This is a genomic window from Fructilactobacillus sp. X7R9C1, from assembly GCF_059901005.1.
In genome coordinates this window covers 1-13,233 of sequence record NZ_JBWXVG010000007.1, presented here as the reverse complement: position 1 = coordinate 13,233, position 13,233 = coordinate 1, and the positions used below count along the sequence as shown (strand labels likewise).

The following is a 13,233-nucleotide window of genomic DNA, read 5'->3' as shown; positions in this document are numbered from 1 at the left end:
AGGTAGATTCCATGAGTAAATTTAAGTTAAAACGAGTGGGTTTGATTGCCTCCGTCATCCTAATTGTCATAATCATTGGCGGCATTTTCACCGGACTTGAGGCCAAGAAACATCAATCGGTCGCAACCAATGACTACGCCAGGATCAAGGACAGCCACGTCATGCACTGGGGAGTTAAGGGTGATACCAGACTGTTTGGCTTAATTAGTCCCAAGACCGGTCAAAGTGAAGGATTTGATGTCGACATGGCACGCGCCGTCACCGCCCAAATGGCCAAGGACGCCGGAACGAAAATCAAGCCCGAATTCACTTCGGTCACCACTAACTCTAAAATCCAATTACTAAAAAACAATCAGGTTGAAGCAGTAGCCGCAACGATGACCATCACACCCGAGAGAGCCAAAGTGATTGACTTTACCAAACCGTATTTTCCAGCTGGCCAATCAATCCTGGTTAAAAAAGATTCCCCAATTAAGGACATTCGTCAGTTAAACAATCCTAAATACACCGTGATCACGACGATCGGAACCACTGCGATTCAAACCATGAAACAGTTTGCTCCCAAGGCAAAGGTCATCTCGATGCCAGATAACTCCCAGGCTTTAAGTGCTCTTGAATCTGGTCAGGGAGTGGCCGTGACTACCGATAACGCCATTCTATATGGTCTAGCTGATCAAAATCGTTCCACCAAGGTTGTTGGAAAACCATTCACTAATCAACCCTACGGACTAGCAATGAACAAGCACCAACCTGAACTGAAATCCGCTATGGACAAAGCTTTAGAACAGGTCATTTCCGACGGGACTTACAACAAGCTGATTAAGAAATGGTTCTCAAACGTGCCTGGATTAGATTGGAGGAGTCTTGAAAAATGATAAATATCTTTCTTGAAAATTGGAAAACTCTTCTAGACGGCTTCTGGATTACCATCCTATCCTCAATCATTGGATTAGTTGGATCACTAGTCTTGGGGACCATCTTTGCCCTTCTAGAAATGGCTCCAAATAAATTACTTAAATTCATCGGAAGTGCGTTTGTCGAATTCTTTAGAAACATCCCACTTCTGGTCATCACCTTATTCTTCTACGTGGTGGTCGCAGCTGATTTTCACATTTCTGGATTTTGGTCTGGGACCATTGGATTAATCCTCTATACGTCTGCGTTTATCGCTGAGTGTATTAGAGGTGGCGTTGATTCAGTTGATCCGGGCCAGATGGAAGGTGCCAGAGCGAACGGATTAACGTACACTCAGGCCATGATTCAAGTGGTCTTACCCCAAGGATTCAAGCTAGCCATTCCATCGCTTGGAAACCAGTTCATTAACTTGGTGAAAAACTCATCAATTCTGTCATTTGTGGCCGGATTCGATTTAATGTACCAGGCCAACGTTATCTCTGGTGAAAATCTTGACCCATTTAACACCTACATCATCGTTGGAATTTTGTACCTCATCATCACCGTCTCCGTTTCCAAATGCATGAGCGTGATTGAGCGCAAAGTGAACGGAGGTGTCACACAATGAGTGGAGCATTTAGTTTAATTAACATGCACTATTTACTGGGTGGTCTAGTGGTTACCATTCTGGTATCAGTGATTTCAATTATTATTAGTTTTATCCTAGGAACTCTAATCGGAATTATCCTATTTGAAAAAGTTCCCTACTTTACCAAAACGGTTCGTTTCATTTCCAACACCATCAGGAATCTTCCCTTACTGCTTCTTATCTTCTTCACCTTCTTCGCTTTACCAAAGTTAGGGGTCGAGTTGAATTCCTTTGCGGCCACGGTCGTTGCCATGTCGGTCTTTGAAGCCAGTATGGTTGGCGAGATTATCCGTGGTGGCTTACTCTCAGTTGGAGTTGACCAAGCTGAAGGTGCCCTTTCTACCGGAATGAATAAGGCCCAAACGTTATGGCACATCCTGTTGCCACAGGCCCTAAAGAAGTCCATTCCACCACTGATTTCCCAATTCATTTCACTAGTTAAGGATACTTCGTTAGCAACCGCCATTGTCCTTCCAGAACTAACCTTTAGGTCTCAGGTCATCTACGGTCAGAACCCTAATTACATGATCCCGATGTTTGTCACGATTGCCATTATGTACTTCATTATTAACTACGGACTCTCCTTACTTGCAAAATGGTTCGACAAAAGAATGGTTTAGCCTGCACAAATTGCTTCCCTTTCCCTTGATTTTGAGCTACATTGGATGAGGGCATATGGGAGGTTAATGCATGTTGACAAACAAAATTAAAATCACAGCAACAATGACGAGTAAGAATCAAATTACGATTCCAAAAACCGTCCGTGACATTCTCAATCTTAAGCAAAACGACCAACTGGAATTTACAATTCAAAAAGATGGTTCGGTAACAATGGCACCTAAAGAATCCTTTGAAGGGTTTTGGAAAATCGTTGAAGATCAGGAAAAGAAATACGGTAACGTCAGCAGTTCGGAACAAGATTGGGGCCCTGATCAGGGGTCGGAGGTTATCGATTAATGAATTATAAACAAGGTGAGATTTACTTCGTTAATCTTGAACCGGCACTTGGCACCGAAACCAAGAAAAAACGTCCGTGTCTGGTTGTTAGTAATAATCACTATAATCATCTAATGAACACGGTGATTGTAATTCCAATCAGTTCTTCCGCTAAGTACCTGGAAGAAAAGAAGTACGTGAAATCACCACTATACTTTCAGGTTAATAACAAAAACGTTCATGGGACTGCCATGCTTCAGCACGTCCGAACCGTGGACATGGAAGTTCGAAGTGAAACCAAGTTGGTCGCGAAGTTAGACGATCGGGACATGCGGAAAATTACTAATAACATTAAACAGTTCTTTTAGAAGATACGAAAAGAGGTCACACCTTCGTGTGACCTCTTTTTTATATGGATCCCCTTTCTGGTCAATTGACTAGAAAAGAAGACACTGAGCTTCATTGCATGATAACGACTCCACAAAAGTCACATACAATTGGATAACTCTAATGCAACTTCATTTTTATTATAGCAATCAATTCGTCAATTTAGAATAAACCATGTTTTTTATTTATTCTAAACGATATAAAAAGCAACGGACAACCTGTCTACTGCTTTCTTGTATTAATAAGTCATATGCAGATGGCATAGGTTGCAAAAATAAATATGTGGCTCAATTTTATTTTCGGATAAATAATTGTTCCAACAACATTTGGCCTACATCATTTAATGAAATGATTGTTTCTCATGAATTTAATCGATAATCTTAATTAAAGACATTTAAGTAATTAATTAAGGAGAGCAACAATCATGAAAACCAAAGAACTTGTTTATGACGCACTATTTGCCGCAATCGTCGTTGTCTTAGGCCTCTTTCCACCGTTGACACTGCCGTTTATCCCAGTTCCCATTACGCTACAAAGTATGGGCATCATGCTTCAGGGAAGCTTTCTAGGTAAGAAAAACGGCTTTCTAAGTGCCCTACTGGTAGTTATCCTGGTCTTAATTGGACTGCCAGTCCTTTCAGGTGGACGTGGCGGCTTAGGAATTTTAGCTGGACCAACCGGTGGTTACTTCATTATTTGGCCCATTGCCGCCTTTCTCATTGGGCTTTTGGTCGAAATATCATGGAAGAAGATTAATTTCTGGAAGTATCTTGTTGCTAATGTCACCGGTGGTGTGATTCTGATTGATGTTTTTGGGGCCCTGTACCTTTCAGTGATTGCCCACATGTCAGTAACGGCCTCACTAGTTTCAAACTTAGCCTTCATCCCTGGTGATATCATCAAAGCCGTGATCGTTAGTCTAATCTGTGCTTCCACCAAGAAAATTAGTCTGGTGTCACAACTCAAACATGAATAATTTTATCTTTGGCACATACGCAAACAATCATTCCTTCATGCAGCAATTAGATCCGCGAACCAAGCTCATCGGTATCACGCTCGTAACGATCACGTTCATGTGGTCAACCACGACCATTCAAATTGGAATCAGTGCTTTAGGACTAATTGGACTGTATCACTTGGCACACATCAAACTAAGCATGGCACTTAGTTCCATCAAGCCCATTTTATTTATTTTAGTGTTTATTTTAATTTATCATGGAATTTTTCCAACCAATCACAATTTATATATAAATCAAATGAACGTGGGTGGTTGGCTTTATGGAAGTAAGCTTTGCGTTAAAATCATCCTTCTACTTCTGGTGGCCGCCCTTTTATCGTTTACGACCAGTCCATCCGATTTATCGCAGGCAATCTCGCGACTACTGAGACCATTAACTTATCTGCATCTACCTGTATCTGAGTTTTCGTTAATGATTACCCTCACCCTGCAGTTTATTCCCATCATTTTAGGTGAACTAAACGACCTGAAAGTTGCCCAAACCAGCCGTGGGGTTGACTTTACTTCATCAAAATTGACCAAGAAAATCAAACTCCACGTTCAACTCATTATTCCACTGTTGTACGCGGTCACAAACCACGCTAATAAGCTAGCCAATACTTTAGATGCCCGTGGCTACACGCCTAAATCCCAATCAACTAGATATCACGAAACCCAGTTTAGTATGCGAGATACTATCTTTGGCGGCTGTGTCATCATCTACTTAGCTTTAATTCTTACTTTAAAGTCATTTTAAAACTATCCTGAATCATCTTTTGGACCTGTTTTGAATCAACTTCACCAAGCACAACCGTAATCCAGTGCTCCTTGTTCATGTGATAAGCCGGTAGATAACCCTTAGACTGTTTCAAAAGTCCGGCAACATCTGGATCCACTTTCACGTCTAAGACATCGATCTCATCGGTTCCGTTTAAGCCTAATTTGTTTTCAGGCACGTTCATGACTAGGCCAAACCACTTCTGGTCATCTTTGTGACGAAATGCCAAGTACTTTGGATATTCTTTAAAGGGCCGGTCTGGTTCCACGTCAAACTGCTTTTTAATGTATTCAACGACATCATCACGATTATTCATTTTAATTCCCTAATCCATTCTTGACCTGATATTCATGACTAAATTCAGAAACAGCTTTCATAGCGTTCATCACATCTATTGGTGTTACTGAAACTGGTAAATTAGCCATGGTGTCACTTGGATCACATGCTTGAGTGGCTGCCTTCATTAACTCTTCATCACTAGCTTTCCCTAACTTCAGATCCGCTAGCGTCGTTGGTAAGCCAAACTCAAGATCAAATTTCAAATACTTCTCAAATTGACGGTGATCAGAACCAGTCAGAACCAACTCACATAGGGTTCCAAAGGCGACCTTCTGTCCGTGAGATAACTGGTCAATCTCACCACTTAAAGCCGTAAAGCCATTATAAATGGCGTGAGCAGCTGCTAATCCACCACTTTCAAAACCAATTCCACTAAGAAGCGTGTTGGCTTCAGCGACTTTATCAAGTTCGGAAGTAGCCGATCCAACCACGTTTGAAGCCACTGCTAAACTGCCATATTTAAACAACGTTTGTTCACACATTTGTCCAATCGCTTCGCCAGCAAGGGTTGATTTTCCACCCAGCATGTTCGTCCCGTTCGACTTGCGGGTATCTGTCGCCTCAATATTAGTCGCCATGGCATCAGCCATTCCTGAAATCAGAAACTTGACTGGCGCCTGACTAATCACCTTGGTATCAAGAATCACCATGTCGGGATTCTTCTTATAAAAACGATAGTGGTCAAATTGACCACTATCAGTGTAGATTACCGATAGACGCGAACATGGCGCATCCGTCGAGGCAATCGTTGGGGCAATCACTACGGTCGTGTTCAAGTTGTCAGCAATCGCTTTGGCACTATCGGACACCTTGCCACCGCCCAGACCAATGACAATGTCATCATCGTTATTTTGCCCAATCTTAGTGACCCGATCAATCTCACTTTCAGATGATTCCCCGGCAAAATCAACGACGGTTACGTCAAAGTCATGTTGTTTCAAGTAATCAGCAAAGTCATTTCCAACCATTTTTAGTGCCGTCCCACTCGATAGAAGTAGCACCTTTTTCCCAAACTTACCAATTCGGTCCGCACTGTTCATTAATACATCTGAACCTTGGACATAATTACTAGGACTTGCATATAATTCAACCATTTTTTACTCCTCCTTTAAACTGTCATAATTATATTATTCACAAATTAAGAAGTAAACCATTTGAAAAAGGCATAAGAAAAAGCCGAGACGCTTGTCCCGACTTTTTAGACTTGTTCATCTAAACTATTAAAATACTCAACCTTGATATCTTTATCAGTAATAATCAGCTTAGTGATACTACCGTTCTTAGCTGGTTCACCAATATCAAGCGCTGGATTATACCGATCAACAATGGAACGAATGGTCATCCCATGAGAAACAATCAGGATCTTGTCACCATCCTTGGTGTTTTTTCGGATTCGATCAATTCCACGGTCAACTCGCTTCCAAAACGTCTTGTTGTCCTCCGCATTATTGTACAAATCGGCTCTGGCAATCAAATCACGAGCCTTTTCAAGACCAAAGTTTTTGAGCACCCCAGCCTCAGAAGTCGTCTTGACCTGCTCACCAACAAACTGCCACATCTGCTCCAAGTTTTCACCCTCAAAGTAGCCGTGGAACTGTTCCCGTAATTCGGGGAACTGATAACTAATGATGTTAATGTTATTGTTGTTGGCTTGCAAAATATGGTGGGCGGTTTGAATGGCTCGACCAGAATCACTACTAAAGGCCGCATCAAAATTGATGTCCTTCAATCGTTCACCAGCGTTATCGGCGTCCTCAAGTCCCTTTTTGGTCAAGGGTGAATCAATCCAACCTTGTACCTTGTTATAAAGATTCATATAAGTTTGTCCGTGTCGTACTAAGTATGCAGTTACTTTCATAATTTATTACCTCACTCGTTTCCTTAACTCTAACCCAATTATAACAAAAAACATTCCCAAAGTATTTTGGGAATGCTAATTTCTATTTATTTCGTTTTCGGTAGAATAGCCACTCGCAGAATGCCCCCAAAATTCCAATTAGGGTCAAAAGCAATCCCAGAATCAATCCTGGAGTACGATAATGGAAGTGAAGGGTGTGTTTACCGGGCTTTAATTTTACCCCAGTAAGGCCGTCAGCAACCATCAAAGTCTTGACTTTCTTATCATTCTCAGTCACGTGCCATCCCTTGTCATAAGGAATACTCAATAAGAGCACGTTGCGCTTTGAACTCGTCTTAACGTGACCAGTGAAATCGGCTCCTGAAAGTTTCAGGTTCTCAGGATGATCCACTCTCAGTTTGTATGGCTGAGTTTCGTCAACAAATTGATTGAAAGCCACACCGTCTAAGCCAGAGAAGCTCTTTAATAGACTCTTCTCCTTCAGACTATTAGAAGAAATAATCTTAACCGTAAATTTCTGTCCTTTATCAAAATGACCTAACTTAACGTTTTCAGTCCCGATCATCCGGTATCTTTCAGGAATCTTCTTGCCATTCACAAAGATTTTATCCTTGTAGAGGTTGGCCTGACTCAGATACATGTATTGGTTACCGGAAATAGCCGGATTAACCGTCAAATTATACTTGTATCCGTCCACCGTATCCATTTGTCTAGTATCATATGGATCAACCGTCTGATAACGGTACTTACCAGAATCATTAACGGTAACCTGAGCCTCATGCATGAACTTCTTCTTGATTCCGGACTCGTCTTGAACGAAACGATTCAGGTTCTTAAAAACATGCCCCTTGTTTAGTTTGGTCTTAACAATCCGATCAGAAACCGCATAGCCCAGTCCACTATAGCGTTCATTCTTTTTATTGATCGTCTGACCATTTTTCAAAATGGTTAACCGGTTAGTAACTCCAAGTAGTTGGTCGGTAATCGGCGAACTACCAATCACGCTAACCCGGCGCACGTTTCTTGACGATAATCCCAGATTAGAAAGGACTGCTTGAGTATGCATGTTTAAAGTTGAACTATAGCCACTTACCCCACGGTAATTAAAGATAATTCCATCATTATACTGGTTGTAATCCTGATCAAAGATCCCACTGTACAGTTGATTATTCACGTCATTACGATGGAATGTCGTTTGATTCTTCTTATTATCAACTTTTTGGTCAATAATCCCTTTAGATTGGTTATAAGCATTTTCAAATTTCTTCTGGTTTCCAAACATTGCGGGAGCATTCCTAAACGCATCAATCCGTCGTCCCTGAAGAGAAAGATAGAGGTTAACCCCCATCTCAACACACAGGACTGCGAAAAGCAGGTACCAAATCTTTTTACCGTAGCGATTCGTTGCCATTAACAACAACGTGGTTACCAAGACAAAGATTAAGGCGTAGATTAAGTGAGAATTCCCAGCAATAAGTTGAATGCCATACTGATGCATGTGGTTAAATAAGGCAAACAAATCGCCACAACCATAACCAATTACTAACAGGAAGGAAACGATTAAACCAGCGTTTTTAACAACTCGATTGTCCTTAAACGCTCCGTTAATGTAAGCTTCATAGGCAAACATGATGGTCACAAAACCGAACATGAAGGCTTCTCGATACGGGAATCCAGCTGGATTTTGGAACATGTGCCAAATAGTGTTAAAAGTGGTAATCCACATCCCGACGAAAATTGCCCCAACTAGCCAGAATGAAGCGTGTTTCTGTCGTTTCGTAATCTTCTTCGATAACCAAAACACCAGGAGGCCCATGATGAAGATCGTGCCCACAAAGATACTGGGATCATGGGACAAACGACCCATAAAATTATTGGCTCCCACCCCAAGATTAACAAAAACAGCAGGACTAAACCTTGGATAAGGCAGAAAGTCCCAGATCTTGAATAATCCCTTACTGGTTGAAAGCATCCCCACAATTGATGGAATCAACATGAAACACGACAACAGGGCGGCAATGATCGAACTAACGACGTACTTACACGTCATGGAACCATGAACCTTTAAGTAATGCCAAAACCCAGTTTTAGCTGGACGGTTCAAAAAGACGAGGTAGACAAAATAGATCAAAGAGTAAATACACAGCATATAGCCCATGTAGTAATTCATGATAATGATGGCCGTCAAAGCGACGACGTATCCGCCCCATTTCCCCTTATAAAACAGTCGTTCAATTCCAAGGGTTAAAAGCGGTAGAATCATTAAAGCCTCAAGCCACATGAAATCATAGAAGTAGAGGGCAACGTAACCACTCAAACTGTATGCTACGGCAGCCATGATTTGCATCATGTCCTGTCTGTGATACTTCACCTTCAAAAAGAAGGCCATTGACCAACCAATTAGTCCGATCTTAATCAAAATGATGATTGAGATCAGAATTGGCATGTGAACCACACTGAACCATGAAACCAATAAGTTCAGAGGACTCATTAAATAGTAAGTGTAGATCGGAACGGTATTATCACCAATCGAGACCAAAAACGAGTATGCACTAAAGGTATGATGGAGCATTTGATCACGAAGTAACTTAAAAAATGGCATGTACTGCGTGAGCAAATCACTGATAAGTAGATTATGGTTACCAAATGGTGTTATTCCGTAAATTGCGAAGACGATGGAAGCCACTACGACCGGAATGATAAATGCGGCCGCGTAGTATTTCCAAACATGCATTTTCTTTTTCATAGCTAAAAAATCCCTCGATATTAATATTTGTAAAATTATGTAACCACAGTTCATTGTATTATATTTTTGTGACGTAACCTAACAAATGTGACAATTCTTTAGGAATAATTTGTTAGTTCAATCATTTAACGCTAGCGTCTTTGACAAAACCAGCTAGCCTTCATAACTAGGATACGTCAATTATTCCAATTAACTTCCCTTAAAGTTAAATATCTCCCTAAATTACGTCATTTAACATTTCAATGGTGGTTTATTTCTTAAATTTTGGTAAAATGAATTTAAGCTTAGGCTAATAAATAAAAAGGAGTGTTCATATGTTTAGTAAAACAAAGGGCTTTGACCCGTTTTCATTGGTTATCGGAATCCTGAGTGTGATCTTATCACTCTTCATTTTGAAGAATCCATTGAACTCATTTAAAGCATTGGTTTTCGTCATTGCCATCCTGTCAATCGTTGAAGGGATCTTCAAGATTGCTGAAATTTCTCAACTAGACAAATCATTAGGGATGTCACCAGTTTGGCTTGTCATTAACGGTGTGCTTGATATCATCATTGGTATCTTGATCTTCTTAGACCCTGCCGTTGGTGGAATCTACATCTGGTTGATGTTATCAATCTGGTTCATCATCGATTCATTGTTTGAACTATGGTACAGTCGATTTGCCGAAAGAAACCACAAGGGTTACTTCTGGTTTGAAGTCATTCTTGGTATTATTGGCTTGATCTTAGGAATTGTTCTATTATTCCAACCAGCCATGGCAATGTCAGTTGCATTATTCTTAGTGGCATTTTACTTCATGTTCTTTGGAATTTTGTTAATTGTTCGTTCATTCTAATCAAAAATAAAAGATCGCGGATTCGCGATCTTTTTTTGTACCATTAATTATTTGCGATCCTTATTTGGTTCTTCAGGACGGTCACTACGTTCGATGTGTTTATGAATCTCTTTCCCATCGGTTGAACGGTTTTCATGGCCACGATCCTTTTTGTGATCGTCTTTTTCTAACTTATGCAATAAGTTCTTTTCTTGTTTTTCACTAGGTCTTCTGTCACTCATACTAAACCCTCCTCTTCTGTTTATACGTTCCCATTATATCATTATCATCGTGGCTTTCATAAAGAATCATTTCCAAAAATAGTTTAATTGCCTTTTGAAAAGATTAATGCTAGTTTCTAGATAACGAAAATGAAGGAGAAAATACTATGAAATATGGAGTTACTGCCGGAATGGGTCGTTTCGGTGAACGTGCTATCTTGGGCTTGATTCGACTGGTCCCTGTCGAAGACATCGTCGTAATTGCCAGAAATACTGAGAAAGCCAAAAAGATGTATCCTGCGGGAGTTGAAATCAGAAAGGGTGACTATAATGACACTGAAAGTCTGAATCAGGACTTTGATGGAATTGACAAGCTCCTGTTTGTCTCATCGCAACCTGATCCAGAACATCCCCGCTACGTCCAACACGAAAACGTGGTCAACGCCGCCGTCAAAGCTAAGGTCAAGTTTATCGCTTATACGAGCTTCCCTCACGCTGACATCGCCAAGGTGCCACTGGCAGAGGACCACGCCAAGACCGAACAGTTAATCAAAGAAACCGGCGTCGACCATTCCTTTCTTAGAAACAACTGGTACCTAGAAAACGACCTCGACCTCATCAAACGTTCCGCTAAGGGAGCAGACTTTATCTTCTCCGCTGGTGACGGCAAAGTAGGTTGGGCCGAAGAGAAATACTACGCGTTTGCGGCGGCTAAAGTCATGGCAAGTGACGAAAAAACCAAGGATGTTTACGAATTCTATGGCAACGAACACACCTACGCCGACCTAGCAGCCTCAGTCGTTGCCAACACCAACAGGGACTTTAAAGTTAACTTATTAAACGATGATAATTACCGCCAAGCTTTAGCGAAACGTGGCTACGACAAGTGTTCGATTGATTTCATGGTCAGTGTCCAAGACATGATCAGGGCCGGAGTCTTAGATGAAAACATCGACGAACAGGCCGTCAAATTTGGGATGACTCATCAAGAAATCTTGGCAAACAATACTGACAACGATCCGGACCTGCCGCAGGTCATTGGTAGACCACTACCAACCCTTGATGAACAGGTTAAAGATTTATTGTCCCCTAAACCATCATACGAAATCTAAGCAAAAGAAGTTCTTTGATTAAAATTTTAGTCAGAGAACTTTTTTAAACCCATTGATTGCATGATTTCTCCAAGTGTATTAACTTGAACTTAATTAAAGACTAAACTTTCTAGCAGAATCGAAGTGAGTAACCATGCGGCAAGAATCACTTTTTAATAATCAAGACCAAAACGTTCCCTTAGCCAGTCGGGTTCGTCCCAAGACTTTAGACCAATTTGTGGGACAGCAAAATCTCCTTGGAGAGGGAAAAATTTTAAGAGAACTAATTGAAAACGACCAGGTTTCTTCCATGATTTTCTGGGGACCACCTGGGGTTGGTAAAACCACTTTGGCCGAAATTATCGCCAGAAAAACGCAATCAAACTTTTATAGTTTCAGTGCGGCCGACAGCAGCATCAGCAAAATTAAAAAAATCATGCGTCAGGCTGAGCAAGATCAAGCAATTGGGCAAAAAACGATTGTCTTTGTCGACGAAATTCATCGTTTCAACAAAGCCCAACAGGACGCCTTTTTACCCTACGTCGAGCAAGGGAGCATCATCTTGATTGGAGCCACCACCGAGAATCCGTCGTTTGAAGTCAATTCCGCCCTCCTATCACGTTGTAAGGTCTTCGTCCTGCACGCTTTAAAACCGTCCGACGTGGTGACGCTCTTAAACAACGCCTTAAAGAATCCTAATGGCTTTGGCAAACAAAACATTAAGATTGGCAAAGATGAATTTAACGAGATTGCTAATTTTGCTAACGGTGACGCCCGTAAAGCGTTAAATACCTTGGAAATGGCCGTCCTCAATGGTGACAAAAAAGATAATGTAACTACCATTACACTAGATGGCCTGAAACAACTGATCGGTAACAAGTTTGTGCTGTACGACAAAAATGGTGAAGAACACTACAACATTATCTCAGCTTTGCATAAATCGATGCGTAATAGTGACGTTGATGCCGCCATTTACTGGCTTTCTCGCATGCTAGACGGCGGAGAAGACCCACTTTACATCGCAAGACGACTGGTACGGTTTGCAAGTGAAGACGTTGGCTTAGCTGACACGAATGCCTTAAACGTTGCCATTAACGTGTTTCAGGCCTGTCAGTTTCTAGGAATGCCCGAGTGTGACGTCCACCTCGTAGAGGCCGTTACGTACCTCTCACTCGCACCAAAATCAAATGCCCTCTATAAGGCACGATTAGCAGCCAAGAAAGACGTCAAGGAAACCGCTGATGATCCCGTTCCACTGCAAATCAGAAACGCTCCCACCAAGTTGATGAAAAACTTGGGTTACGGAAAAGGATACAAACTCGCCCATAATTATCAAGATAAGTTAACCACCATGAAAACGATGCCACCTTCAGTTGAGGGCCACGTCTACTACAAACCCACGAGTGAAGGCCATGAGATCCGGTTCAAGGAACGCCTTAAACAAATCAAGAAGTGGCATGAACAACACGATAATAAAAATTAAGCCAAAAAATTGCCAGCCCGATAATTTAATCAGAGCTGA

General features: G+C 41.4%; 15 protein-coding genes. 10 read left to right on the top strand and 5 right to left on the bottom strand.

Annotated elements, in window-relative coordinates; genetic code table 11:
* The first annotated feature begins 11 nt into the window (after nucleotides 1-11).
* The 7 genes from AC6UD0_RS05475 (at nucleotide 12) to AC6UD0_RS05445 (ending at nucleotide 4,620) form a co-directional block, all read left to right on the top strand.
* The gene (locus AC6UD0_RS05475; RefSeq protein ID WP_500708400.1) at nucleotides 12-875 is read left to right on the top strand and encodes a transporter substrate-binding domain-containing protein; all 864 of its coding nucleotides are present in this window, start codon (nucleotides 12-14) and stop codon (nucleotides 873-875) included.
* Nucleotides 872-1,522, top strand: a complete 651-nt coding sequence (locus tag AC6UD0_RS05470) for an amino acid ABC transporter permease (protein ID WP_500693380.1) — start codon at nucleotides 872-874, stop codon at nucleotides 1,520-1,522. Before AC6UD0_RS05475 ends, AC6UD0_RS05470 begins: the two co-directional genes overlap by 4 nt.
* Nucleotides 1,519-2,163: an amino acid ABC transporter permease gene (locus tag AC6UD0_RS05465; RefSeq protein WP_500693379.1), complete on the top strand. Its 645-nt coding sequence runs from the start codon at nucleotides 1,519-1,521 to the stop codon at nucleotides 2,161-2,163. Before AC6UD0_RS05470 ends, AC6UD0_RS05465 begins: the two co-directional genes overlap by 4 nt.
* Nucleotides 2,164-2,233: 70 nt before the next feature.
* Nucleotides 2,234-2,500 (top strand): AbrB/MazE/SpoVT family DNA-binding domain-containing protein, encoded by a 267-nt coding sequence (locus tag AC6UD0_RS05460; protein WP_500693378.1) that lies wholly within the window; start codon nucleotides 2,234-2,236, stop codon nucleotides 2,498-2,500.
* Nucleotides 2,500-2,847 carry a type II toxin-antitoxin system PemK/MazF family toxin gene (locus AC6UD0_RS05455; protein WP_500693377.1) on the top strand — a complete coding sequence of 116 codons (348 nt, stop codon included), beginning with the start codon at nucleotides 2,500-2,502 and terminating at the stop codon, nucleotides 2,845-2,847. The genes AC6UD0_RS05460 and AC6UD0_RS05455 overlap by 1 nt, the downstream gene beginning before the upstream one ends.
* Before the next feature lie 443 nt (nucleotides 2,848-3,290).
* Nucleotides 3,291-3,842, top strand: a complete 552-nt coding sequence (locus AC6UD0_RS05450; protein ID WP_500708398.1) for a biotin transporter BioY — start codon at nucleotides 3,291-3,293, stop codon at nucleotides 3,840-3,842.
* Complete coding sequence (locus AC6UD0_RS05445) at nucleotides 3,835-4,620, top strand: energy-coupling factor transporter transmembrane component T family protein (protein WP_500708396.1); 786 nt, start codon at nucleotides 3,835-3,837, stop codon at nucleotides 4,618-4,620. The genes AC6UD0_RS05450 and AC6UD0_RS05445 overlap by 8 nt, the downstream gene beginning before the upstream one ends.
* On the opposite strand, the gene AC6UD0_RS05440 is transcribed toward AC6UD0_RS05445, so the two are convergent.
* From AC6UD0_RS05440 to AC6UD0_RS05425, 4 genes are all read right to left on the bottom strand, one after another.
* The gene (locus AC6UD0_RS05440; RefSeq protein ID WP_500708394.1) at nucleotides 4,601-4,957 is read right to left on the bottom strand and encodes an MmcQ/YjbR family DNA-binding protein; all 357 of its coding nucleotides are present in this window, start codon (nucleotides 4,955-4,957) and stop codon (nucleotides 4,601-4,603) included. The two genes, AC6UD0_RS05445 and AC6UD0_RS05440, sit on opposite strands and share 20 nt — an antisense overlap.
* Nucleotide 4,958: 1 nt before the next feature.
* A complete protein-coding gene (locus AC6UD0_RS05435; RefSeq protein ID WP_500708392.1) occupies nucleotides 4,959-6,074 on the bottom strand; it encodes a glycerol dehydrogenase in 1,116 nt (371 codons plus the stop codon).
* Between the two features lie 104 nt (nucleotides 6,075-6,178).
* Complete coding sequence (locus tag AC6UD0_RS05430) at nucleotides 6,179-6,838, bottom strand: histidine phosphatase family protein (RefSeq protein ID WP_500693372.1); 660 nt, start codon at nucleotides 6,836-6,838, stop codon at nucleotides 6,179-6,181.
* A gap of 82 nt (nucleotides 6,839-6,920) precedes the next feature.
* Nucleotides 6,921-9,584 (bottom strand): YfhO family protein, encoded by a 2,664-nt coding sequence (locus AC6UD0_RS05425; RefSeq protein WP_500708391.1) that lies wholly within the window; start codon nucleotides 9,582-9,584, stop codon nucleotides 6,921-6,923.
* A 314-nt stretch (nucleotides 9,585-9,898) separates the two neighbouring features.
* On the opposite strand from AC6UD0_RS05425, the gene AC6UD0_RS05420 reads away from it, so the two are divergent.
* Entirely contained in the window at nucleotides 9,899-10,420 is a 522-nt protein-coding gene (locus AC6UD0_RS05420; RefSeq protein WP_500693370.1) for an HdeD family acid-resistance protein, read from the top strand.
* Nucleotides 10,421-10,467: 47 nt separating this feature from the next.
* On the opposite strand, the gene AC6UD0_RS05415 is transcribed toward AC6UD0_RS05420, so the two are convergent.
* Entirely contained in the window at nucleotides 10,468-10,641 is a 174-nt protein-coding gene (locus tag AC6UD0_RS05415; protein WP_500693369.1) for a hypothetical protein, read from the bottom strand.
* Nucleotides 10,642-10,787: 146 nt separating this feature from the next.
* On the opposite strand from AC6UD0_RS05415, the gene AC6UD0_RS05410 reads away from it, so the two are divergent.
* Entirely contained in the window at nucleotides 10,788-11,732 is a 945-nt protein-coding gene (locus AC6UD0_RS05410; RefSeq protein ID WP_500708389.1) for an NAD(P)H-binding protein, read from the top strand.
* Nucleotides 11,733-11,865: 133 nt separating this feature from the next.
* On the top strand, nucleotides 11,866-13,194 hold the full coding sequence (locus AC6UD0_RS05405) for a replication-associated recombination protein A (protein ID WP_500708387.1): 1,329 nt from the start codon (nucleotides 11,866-11,868) through the stop codon (nucleotides 13,192-13,194).
* Nucleotides 13,195-13,233: the final 39 nt, after the last annotated feature.

Bases quoted from the DNA above. Each gene is read 5' to 3' on its own strand.
- AC6UD0_RS05445 (WP_500708396.1), top strand. From the start codon at position 3,835: ATGAATAATTTTATCTTTGGCACATACGCAAACAATCATTCCTTCATG.
- AC6UD0_RS05415 (WP_500693369.1), bottom strand. From the start codon at position 10,641: ATGAGTGACAGAAGACCTAGTGAAAAACAAGAAAAGAACTTATTGCAT.
- AC6UD0_RS05410 (WP_500708389.1), top strand. From the start codon at position 10,788: ATGAAATATGGAGTTACTGCCGGAATGGGTCGTTTCGGTGAACGTGCT.
- AC6UD0_RS05435 (WP_500708392.1), bottom strand. From the start codon at position 6,074: ATGGTTGAATTATATGCAAGTCCTAGTAATTATGTCCAAGGTTCAGAT.
- AC6UD0_RS05450 (WP_500708398.1), top strand. From the start codon at position 3,291: ATGAAAACCAAAGAACTTGTTTATGACGCACTATTTGCCGCAATCGTC.
- AC6UD0_RS05465 (WP_500693379.1), top strand. From the start codon at position 1,519: ATGAGTGGAGCATTTAGTTTAATTAACATGCACTATTTACTGGGTGGT.
- AC6UD0_RS05425 (WP_500708391.1), bottom strand. From the start codon at position 9,584: ATGAAAAAGAAAATGCATGTTTGGAAATACTACGCGGCCGCATTTATC.
- AC6UD0_RS05455 (WP_500693377.1), top strand. From the start codon at position 2,500: ATGAATTATAAACAAGGTGAGATTTACTTCGTTAATCTTGAACCGGCA.
- AC6UD0_RS05440 (WP_500708394.1), bottom strand. From the start codon at position 4,957: ATGAATAATCGTGATGATGTCGTTGAATACATTAAAAAGCAGTTTGAC.
- AC6UD0_RS05475 (WP_500708400.1), top strand. From the start codon at position 12: ATGAGTAAATTTAAGTTAAAACGAGTGGGTTTGATTGCCTCCGTCATC.
- AC6UD0_RS05405 (WP_500708387.1), top strand. From the start codon at position 11,866: ATGCGGCAAGAATCACTTTTTAATAATCAAGACCAAAACGTTCCCTTA.
- AC6UD0_RS05460 (WP_500693378.1), top strand. From the start codon at position 2,234: ATGTTGACAAACAAAATTAAAATCACAGCAACAATGACGAGTAAGAAT.
- AC6UD0_RS05420 (WP_500693370.1), top strand. From the start codon at position 9,899: ATGTTTAGTAAAACAAAGGGCTTTGACCCGTTTTCATTGGTTATCGGA.
- AC6UD0_RS05430 (WP_500693372.1), bottom strand. From the start codon at position 6,838: ATGAAAGTAACTGCATACTTAGTACGACACGGACAAACTTATATGAAT.
- AC6UD0_RS05470 (WP_500693380.1), top strand. From the start codon at position 872: ATGATAAATATCTTTCTTGAAAATTGGAAAACTCTTCTAGACGGCTTC.